Source organism: Prevotella sp. AM42-24 (assembly GCF_003461825.1).
Lineage (GTDB): Bacteria > Bacteroidota > Bacteroidia > Bacteroidales > Bacteroidaceae > Prevotella > Prevotella hominis.
Map to the genome: position 1 here is coordinate 1 of NZ_QTXV01000091.1, position 9,297 is coordinate 9,297.

The following is a 9,297-nucleotide window of genomic DNA, read 5'->3' on the forward strand; positions in this document are numbered from 1 at the left end:
TTAAGAAAACGTATTTTATAGTTATATTATTGATAAGATTTGTTACGTCAAGGAGGGTCATACGGTCTATACGAAACTCGGTAATGGAACGGAGACTACCTATACATACGATAAGCAGCGTGAGCGTCTGCAGCTGATGAACCTTACAGCGGACGGTCAGGCTGTGATGGAGAACAGGTATCGTTATGATGCTGTGGATAATATCCTCGGTATCACGAATGCCGCTGAAAAAATATGGAAGAATTTGTCTGGTAATGATGAACATCATGATTTAATAAGAAGATCTCCGAAATTACCAGGGTCTAAGTTGTACTATAAAACGGTTTCAGAGTTAATCGGACAAAACAAAAAATTAAAATCCATTTTCAATGATGCTTCTAAATATTACAAAAAACATTATTAAAATCGGTATGATACTTACAAGTATCAGCATATTGGGTTGTTGTAAATCGAAAAGTCAGCATATTTTGTTGCCGATAGACAATGTTATATATTTTATGCTTGATGTTAATAATGACACAACAACAATTATCGAAAAAAAAGGACTATACTCTAGAGAAGTCTTAAAGTATTATCGCGATCACGACAATGTTTTCACATCTGATTACGGCGGAGATAAAGAACTGCTCATGTCAGTAACTCAGTTATCTGATTCAATATATACAGGATGGAGATTTAGACGGCATAGGATTCTGATACAAAAAGAAAGTTTAAACTTGTATTCAACTTCAATATTCGACATAGATATAAAGCAGGTTCCCGTAATAACGATTTTCTATGATAAAGCTTATAATGTCAAAGCTATTCGGAATTGGTTGGTTTACACGACCTATAAGCCATAATACTCCCTGAAACAGAGAACTCTGCAATGTTCTAATGAAAACTTTAGATACATGGATTGGTTAGCCATAGCAAGCCATGAAGTTGGTCACATTAAACATATCATACAAAGTAATAAGTTGGCAGATCAACTCTATTTAACTTTATTGAAAGCAAGAGAAAATTCAAATGGAGTGCTATCGTTCCGAGTAAAGATGAATATCGCCTCCAGTATTATGTAGGAATGTTTGCAGATTCATATATTAAGGCCGGTTCTCATGATGGCTCTACTTTAGAACATGAAGCGGAAAGAGGACGTGCTATCTTTTATGACTTCAGTAAATTCTTAAGTAAAAATAAAAAGTATGGATCTGGTTTTTTAAGAAATCTTTTCCATTCAAAAAGATCAGACTTATATAAAATAGGAATAATTGATAAAATATGGAAAGAATATGTTGAGTATCGTAAAGCAAATGATAAGAAATAACACATCGTTTTATATATTCCTAATAGGTGCTTTATTGATGCTAAGCTGTACTCATTCTAATAGATTTAGGTATGACTTTATTTCCCAAAAATTAATACCTGAAGGTACCTTCAAGCGCATTAGGATAATAAGTATAGATGGGAAAGACGACATTATAAAGAATAATTGCTATGATTCTTTGTATATCTATGTAAGGGGGTTAAGGCCTAATATGGTATATATTATTTCGAATAATGGAGGAGACAGGAAAGGTTACACATCATGTTTTGAGACTAATTCAGAAGGGAAAATATATAAGGAATTGGATGTAAGCATTATTCCCGATTCCTTAAAGGAATGGGCAATATACTAATAAAGTTACAGAGTATGCACGACTTTTACAAAAAACGGTCATTGCTTATTATGAATTAAAAAAATATTCGTGTGGCTTCTGGAATGAAAGATTACATTCAAGGAGGATTTGCTTCTGACGGCGTCAGCTGTACCGAGGCCGCGATGAGGGATATCAACGGTGACGAACATCCCGATATTATTGTTGCTGACGGAGGAAAGCAGCTTATAGTCTACCGTAACCTTACGTGCAGAACGAACATGCTGCGCTCCGTGACGCTTCCTTTCGGCGGCCATATCAGTATCGGGTATGAGCAGACAACTCCACAATTTAAAAGTTTATATAAAAAATTAGAAAGAAACAATGCAGAATATCAGTCACACTAAAATATTAATAATAAGCTTTATAGTTGTAATCTTGTTTGGTTGTTCGAAAACAAAAAGTAATCAGGTTGATGCATGGCTCTTCGAAGTCATTGATAATTATCCTCTCCCAACATTCAATAATAGTTTTTTTGCTGAAAATTATCCTCGGGTAATACAATTTAAATACATGATTAAGAATAATACATCTGACACTTTATTTGTACCGATTAATGTGGTTAATGGTTATAATACATTTCATTCTAGAATTAAGATGGGGATAGGTACTCATTATTTTAATAATCTTCTAGATCAAAAACTTACTATGGGTAAGAACGATGTAATTTTAGCTCCAAATGGGCAGACAAGTGTAACGATAACTTTATACTCTCAAGACATAGAAAGCCTCCATCTAAAGAAAATTGTTTCTTTGGAAAATATTTTAAGAAAGGTATCTTTCCGCTATTTTTATAGTAATTCAGACGTATCTCATTATTCCCCCATTGAGCTAATTTTTCATAATTCAAATGAAACGGACTGGATAGATATAAAAGATATTAAAGAAGAGAGGGAGAAGCAATGGAATGTACATTATGATTCTCTTCGGAATATACTATTAGTCAATTATATTCCTATGACTAGAATTCGAGAGGTTGAAGGGGCAACTTGTTGGTAGTTACAACGACACAGCCAAGGGTAATAACTTTGCTTATAAGTATGAGGACAGTAACCATCCGACGGTTCCAACGCAGATTGGTCACGACCATTATGCCTATGATGCCAACGGTAATCCAACGCTGGTAACAAATGACTCTACGAATACTACCCGTGAGATGCACTGGGATGAGGATAATCGGTTGATGGTTCTCTCTGACAACGGTAAGACAAGCCGTTACACTTACAACGCTGCCGGTGAACGTATCATGAAGAGTTACGGTACGATGGAGGGTGTGTATATCAATGGCGCTCCGCAGGGAATCTCCTTCCAAATCTTTAGCGAAGCAAGATAAAAAGCATGTGGGGGTTTCAAATTATAATCAAGTAAAAAAAATGATAAATAAATACCCATCTATAAAAAAAGTGTTTAACAGTGAGCAAAAGAAATATGAAAAAGTTTTTGGAAATTAATAGTTTTGCTTTAATAATGATAGTAGCAGCTTTATTGATGCTGCTATCATCATGTCATGGAAATAGGAAACGATTATCTTCTAATGAAGAATCATCCTTCTTAATAACATATTCCAAAAAAGAAATAGTAATAGAATCAACTAAAAGTAATGATGTTGTAGATCATTTCTTTTATAAAAATGGAGAATACTTTGCTTCTTCTGATTCTATTTTGTTTTTTTCAACAGTTAAAGATACTATATTAAATGTAACAAGTTATGAAAAAAAATACAAAATAATAATAAAGAAAGAAAGAGATGGAGTATATAAGACATCTAGTTATTATGTGGATGATAAGGGGAGTCTATATTTCTTGATTTCATATAGTTATGATTCTAAATATCAAATTTTTCAAATAGAAAAAGGTAGCAATGTGGTGTATCAATAATGTGATTAAACTTATGATGGAATTAATCACCACTGGAATAAGAACCAGAAGAAATAATGATGGTATAGGAAAGTAATTATACTTTCTCTTCGAATAATTCGTCAATTCTACTTCGCTCTGAATCATGCCTTCTTGAGCAAGTTTCTTTAATCCCTCAAATCCGCAACCTTATAGGATGTAGTGGGACTATGCCAGAAGAGCATCAAACCATAGATTCAACCTTGGGATTGAGATGCACTATGTTTGGTTATCAATATAGCGAGATTCTACGCTCTCTGATGTGCGTATATCTTTGTGGTGGCAAGGAACGCATCTTCGATGACATGAACGTAACTTCTACAAAGCTATCCTGCGAAATGGATTAAGACATCACGTAGGCATGTATTGAACATTTACTCAGACAACAATGCTTATGCCAACCTGTTCAAGACAGACTTTGGTTAAAGACCATGCTTTTCTGGTTAAAACCGGCGTATTACCTCAAGTCGCTTTATGGGGTAAGGGGATTTGGTGTTTACGACGTTTCTGTTATGCAAGGAATATGTACAATAAAAGAATTTTTGTCGTTTTACAAACAAAATCCCACGAAATCAAATAGGTTGCGGATTTGAGGAATATCAGAACCTCCTCACGCTTTAGCTGATCATGTAAGAATGGTTAGATTTCTGTGAGAAATCAACTCGTGGAAAGAGGGATAAAAAGTGAAACCTCCCCTTGTGATGTCTTTGGGCATCACTAGGGGAGGTTGATTTATCGGAAGAAAAATGCGGAAAACTGTAGAAAAACGCTACGAAATAACGCAACCTTTTCCTGTAGGCTCAGCTTTGGTGCTATATGGGATACGGCTTGTTGGCTTTCTTTCGTTGTGACATTAGGCTCGGCCACAACGAATGGTATTCCGTGCACATCAAGAATTCTTCTTAACCTGGCATTTTCTGTCTCTAATTCTTGAAGCTTGGCAATAAGTTCATTTGCATTTAGTTGTTTGCCTGTATCCATAGCGGTTCTTGTTCCCAGCCAAAAGGAAATCCAAGAGCCGCCAGGTCTATCTCTGGAAACTTGCTGAACAGATTGTGCATTTTGGCAAGCATATCATTGTTGGGAGAGATAATGTCAAGGAAATACTTGATGATGCACATGTTATAATAGATTCTACGCTTGTCCGTAGGAAGTGTAATCCACGGACGAGCCATGCCTCTCATGTCATTTGGAATAATCTTGTTGACTTTGTTCCAAACACGGGCGTGGTGACAACAAGCATTGCGAGTAAGTGTAAGCACAGAAAGCCAAGACTCAAACACCGGAGCATGAAGACTGAAACGCTTGGCAATCTGTTTTTTCAAACCTTTGTCTTTTAGATTTCTATAGTACATATTCACGCTACCCATTGGGAGTAGCTCTCCAAGTATCCATGCAGGTGGAAACGGTTCGGTGTAAGTCCTTTTGAAATGTTCTATAAAGTCTTCTGTGGAATGTTCGTATTCCTTTGTCAACATAGTCATGCTATTGTTGAAAATAGCTTGGTTATGAAAGTATGAGGGATTGGTAAGCCAATAAATGTCCCCAGTTTGTTCTGCCGTCATATTCATCACGGCTTCTCTAACGGCAATTTCTATCTTCTCAATCTCATTAAAGAGAAGCAGACGCAACTTTTTGTCAAAGCGATATAGCATCACTACTTTGCTAAATGTAGCACCTTCCTTATACTGATGAAGTGTCTTTGGAGTTTTCAACAAGGGATGCATATACGCTGACAATCGATAATAGCCAATGCTCTCCAAATACAATTGAGCCTTTTGCCTATCATTAATTATCAATCCACGATTTTTTAATAAGGTTACAAGTTCTCGTGGGGTCTTGTAATCTTTTCCGAAATTTCTCTTTGCCATAGCCTATAAACAAAAAAGCCCAGCCTATTTAAGCATTGTAAAGAGGCTCGGCTGGAACTAACACTGCAAAGATACAAATAATCATTGAGAATACAAACTTTTTGGAATGAAAAATCACGCAAAAGTGGATTTCTTTTACAGATTTGCGTTTAATTATGTTAAATCATAGGTTAAAACCGCATTTTATCTATCAAAGCGAATGGCTTTTTGAGATTAAAACATTACATTTGTAATGTCTATACCCGTACCGAAAGCCCCGATGGGCAGAGGTTGGGCAGACATATATACATATAAGGCGTAACTGTACGCTTTGGTTTTGACGCAGTAAGAATCTGGCAGTTCGAACGCAAGTTGTCAAAAACAAAGCAACGGGAACGCCTCATGGGATGTATTGTATACAAACCTCATTGGCTTCGGACATTTCTATGTTCGTTGTTGATGTAGGGTGAACCATATACTTACATCATACGTGGGGCTTTCGGCGTTGCTCGTTTCGACAACTTGGGCGATGCCAGAGCCTTTACTGCGTGGAACGAGCGACAGATTGGCTCCACGTTTCTTATTTGTGTATATAGAGTCTTTCCTTTTATTAATGAATAGTTATGGAGCCTGCTATAAAAGCAAGTGTGATATGGATAAAGAACTATTAACCAAATTTCAATCTGTAGTAGATTCTTTTAACCGAAAAGAATTTACCTCGCATGACTTTATCAAAAAATTTCTTGAAAAATATGAGGATGATTATCGTGATATATTTTCGGTGAAAACCTTACAGACAACACATGCACAACTTGCCAGACTGCTCAGTGAGAACGCAAAAGCATTAGGTATCACAAAGAGCGAAAAAACGTTGAGCGAAAATTTTCATGGGAAGAAATCTTTTGTCCAAGGCTGGAAATTTCTGATAGTATACCTTGTAGCTTTCGTTTGTACTTCTATGGAAATGTCTGCTCAGACATTCCTTTCTATTCCAAATCCAGAAGAAGACAATGTAGTGATGTCGCAAATGCATAAAGTAATAAGAGACAAAGAATATTACCCTGATGATTTAAAGATAATGGCTTTATACGTCAAACTATGAAATAAAAAAAGACACTTATCCTTATGAATTAAAGTATCTGTCGTACAACAACTTTCCTCAATATAAGGTGAGATTCAATGAATATGGATATGAATCGTATAAAATTATTCCAAAGTTTGTTTATGATTCAAGTGGCAAACTTGTTTACGTGGCATCTATGACAAGAAATTGGGATAACTATTCCAATGAGGTCAAACGATTAGTGTTTTTGAAAGATTATAAAAATAATAAATATGGGATAAAATCACGAAGTGAAAAGACGCAAAGGTTCCTTAAGCTAATACTATGTCGTGATAACGGATTTGAGAAAACTTACGAAGAAAAAAGGAAAGTTTATTGGAAATATCGTGGAAATCGGGCTTTGAGGAATGCTAGTGTCTATTTTGACTCAGATGGCGATAACTATATCTCACAACTTAGAAAAGACCATGAGTCAGAGTTTGAATACGTCTATAAGATAGAAAGAGTGTCTAATTGGAGTTTCATAATTGTGTATCTTGACTCTTCATTACGACCTTCACATCGCGCCTTTATTACTTATGTTACTGGCAACAAACCATTTACTTATAGTCTTATTGGGAGAATTATGGAGATTCCTAAAGATTTACCTCCAATAGTAAATTGTTCAGGAAGGGTACATCAAAATGTTTGTAGGTTACCCGAAGAAAAGTAACAAGTGAAATGAATGTTAGGTATTAGTTCTATAGACATTCGGAGAGTGTAAACTTAACTGTGTCAAGCTACAATAAAGTAGCTTAGCACAGCTCTTTTTACACTCTCTTGCATGACATATGATTGATAAAAAACAATGTATGTCCGCCAGAAATAAATCGCCACAATTGCCCCTTACCTCATCAATCTCCTGCTGGTGTTGGTATAGCTGGAACAATATACGATTATAATGGTAGTGTGTACGTTGCAGACGAAGGACGAATCAAATGTTCGTACCTTTGATGATGCGTATCATTAATCGTCTCACGGCTGCTACGGTAACGGTGGATGTTCGTGCAGACATGTTGGTAGAGGACGAGTTCTTCTCTGCCATCGAGGATCGTGACACCGCTTTGAGGATAAGAGATAAAAAGTTGGCGGAGAATGAGGAGCATCTGAAGCAGAATGAGGAACTCCTAGCGGAGAAGGATAAGCGAATCTTGACTATGGCGAAAATGATGTTGGACAATAGAATGGATCTAGATGCTATTAAGCAAGCTACAGGATTGACCCAGGAGCAAATCGACAGTTTGAAATATCTTTGTAGGCGAAATGGATGAATAGCCATATTCTTGTAAGTGTAATGATAAAAAAGATAAGATATGCCTGTACAAAGTGAAGCCGCCCTCGAAAACGGACTTATAGATACTCTTCAAAAGATGAACTACGAGTATGTTCATATTGAAGAGGAGAAGAATCTGTCTGCCAATTTCAAGAAGCAGTTGGAGAAACACAACAAGAAGAAATTGGAAGAATTGGGTCGTACCGAATTTACAGAGTCTGAGTTTGAAAAGATACTTATCTATCTTGAGGGTGGCACTCGTTTTGAAAAGGCAAAGAAACTACGTGACCTCTTTCCGCTTGAACTCGAAAGCGGTGAACGCCTATGGGTGGAGTTCTTGAACCGCACTCACTGGTGTCAGAATGAGTATCAAGTTTCCAATCAAATCACGGTTGAGGGTAGAAAGAAATGCCGTTACGATGTGACGATACTCATCAATGGTCTGCCTTTGGTCCAAATAGAACTGAAGCGCAGAGGTGTGGAACTGAAACAGGCATACAACCAGATACAACGCTATCACAAGACTTCTTTCCATGGACTGTTTGATTATATCCAATGGTTTGTCATATCCAATGGTGTGAACACTCGCTATTTTGCCAATAACCCGAATAGTGGCTATAAGTTCACATTCAACTGGACAGATGCCGCAAACGTTCCGTTCAACGACTTGGAGAAGTTTGCCACCGTGTTCTTCGACAAGTGTACGTTGGGAAAGATTATTGGCAAGTACATTGTATTACATGAGGGAGACAAATGCCTGATGGTGCTTCGCCCATACCAATTCTATGCCGTGGAGAAGATTCTCGACCGTGTGGAAAACTCTAATGACAACGGCTATATCTGGCATACAACAGGAGCTGGCAAAACCTTGACTTCTTTCAAGGCTGCCCAACTTGTATCGGAATTGGACGATGTGGATAAGGTGATGTTTGTGGTTGATCGCCACGACCTTGACACGCAGACACAAGCCGAATACGAGGCATCATGGATGATTATAATAATATGTATGGAACGAGTTTCACCACAGAAAACTTCCGTGCATATTACGATGACATCAACCTCCGCATGAAGAAAAAGAAGGCGGACATGAAGCCTCTTGACCTCTGCTTGGTTGTCGGTATGTTCCTTACAGGTTTCGACAGCAAGAAGCTCAACACTCTCTATGTTGACAAAAACATGGAGTACCATGGCTTGTTGCAAGCGTTCAGCCGTACCAACCGTGTGTTGAACAAGAAGAAGCGTTTCGGTAAGGTGGTTTGCTTCCGTGACTTGAAAAGCAAGGTGGACGAGTCCATCAAACTTTTCAGCAACAGCAACAATCATGAAGATATCGTACGTCCACCATTTGATGAGGTCAAGAAGAACTATCAAGAACTGACAAATGACTTCTTGGAGCATTAAGTTTTATAATGAGCAACTTACAATTTGGCAACAAGTTGTTGCCAAATTAGGAAAAGATATGAGGGTGTGTCATAAGTCTGTGACGCACCCTTTTTTTTG

General features: G+C 37.2%; 10 protein-coding genes and 3 pseudogenes. 11 read left to right on the top strand and 2 right to left on the bottom strand.

Annotated features, from left to right (window positions below):
* Nucleotides 1–19: 19 nt before the first annotated feature.
* The 8 genes and pseudogenes from DW917_RS17855 to DW917_RS17355 all read left to right on the top strand — a co-directional run.
* A pseudogene (locus tag DW917_RS17855) lies at nt 20–226 on the top strand (sugar-binding protein); the annotation flags it as partial.
* Nucleotides 227–1,063: 837 nt separating this feature from the next.
* A complete protein-coding gene (locus tag DW917_RS15500) occupies nt 1,064–1,306 on the top strand; it encodes a hypothetical protein (protein ID WP_118120169.1) in 243 nt (80 codons plus the stop codon).
* Nucleotides 1,293–1,658 (top strand): hypothetical protein, encoded by a 366-nt coding sequence (locus DW917_RS15505; protein ID WP_118120171.1) that lies wholly within the window; start codon nt 1,293–1,295, stop codon nt 1,656–1,658. The genes DW917_RS15500 and DW917_RS15505 overlap by 14 nt, the downstream gene beginning before the upstream one ends.
* A 71-nt stretch (nt 1,659–1,729) precedes the next feature.
* Nucleotides 1,730–2,023: a hypothetical protein gene (locus DW917_RS15510; RefSeq protein WP_158570210.1), complete on the top strand. Its 294-nt coding sequence runs from the start codon at nt 1,730–1,732 to the stop codon at nt 2,021–2,023.
* Nucleotides 2,001–2,675 (top strand): hypothetical protein, encoded by a 675-nt coding sequence (locus DW917_RS18205; RefSeq protein WP_370453543.1) that lies wholly within the window; start codon nt 2,001–2,003, stop codon nt 2,673–2,675. Before DW917_RS15510 ends, DW917_RS18205 begins: the two co-directional genes overlap by 23 nt.
* A 10-nt stretch (nt 2,676–2,685) precedes the next feature.
* Nucleotides 2,686–2,985: pseudogene (locus DW917_RS15515) on the top strand (hypothetical protein); the annotation flags it as partial.
* Nucleotides 2,986–3,104: 119 nt separating this feature from the next.
* Nucleotides 3,105–3,554 carry a hypothetical protein gene (locus tag DW917_RS15520; protein WP_118120175.1) on the top strand — a complete coding sequence of 150 codons (450 nt, stop codon included), beginning with the start codon at nt 3,105–3,107 and terminating at the stop codon, nt 3,552–3,554.
* Nucleotides 3,555–3,742: 188 nt separating this feature from the next.
* A complete protein-coding gene (locus tag DW917_RS17355; protein ID WP_158570212.1) occupies nt 3,743–3,919 on the top strand; it encodes a hypothetical protein in 177 nt (58 codons plus the stop codon).
* Between the two features lie 385 nt (nt 3,920–4,304).
* Here DW917_RS17355 and DW917_RS15525 read toward each other — a convergent pair whose 3' ends face one another.
* Complete coding sequence (locus DW917_RS15525; protein WP_187349106.1) at nt 4,305–4,553, bottom strand: hypothetical protein; 249 nt, start codon at nt 4,551–4,553, stop codon at nt 4,305–4,307.
* Nucleotides 4,532–5,443 (bottom strand): Abi family protein, encoded by a 912-nt coding sequence (locus DW917_RS15530; protein ID WP_118120177.1) that lies wholly within the window; start codon nt 5,441–5,443, stop codon nt 4,532–4,534. Before DW917_RS15530 ends, DW917_RS15525 begins: the two co-directional genes overlap by 22 nt.
* A 631-nt stretch (nt 5,444–6,074) precedes the next feature.
* Between DW917_RS15530 and DW917_RS15535 the strand changes: the two genes are divergently transcribed.
* The 3 genes and pseudogenes from DW917_RS15535 to DW917_RS15550 all read left to right on the top strand — a co-directional run.
* Nucleotides 6,075–6,524 carry a hypothetical protein gene (locus DW917_RS15535; protein ID WP_118120179.1) on the top strand — a complete coding sequence of 150 codons (450 nt, stop codon included), beginning with the start codon at nt 6,075–6,077 and terminating at the stop codon, nt 6,522–6,524.
* Nucleotides 6,525–7,462: 938 nt separating this feature from the next.
* Nucleotides 7,463–7,795, top strand: a complete 333-nt coding sequence (locus tag DW917_RS15545; RefSeq protein ID WP_134844641.1) for a hypothetical protein — start codon at nt 7,463–7,465, stop codon at nt 7,793–7,795.
* A gap of 42 nt (nt 7,796–7,837) precedes the next feature.
* Nucleotides 7,838–9,192: pseudogene (locus tag DW917_RS15550) on the top strand (type I restriction endonuclease); the annotation flags it as partial.
* Nucleotides 9,193–9,297: the final 105 nt, after the last annotated feature.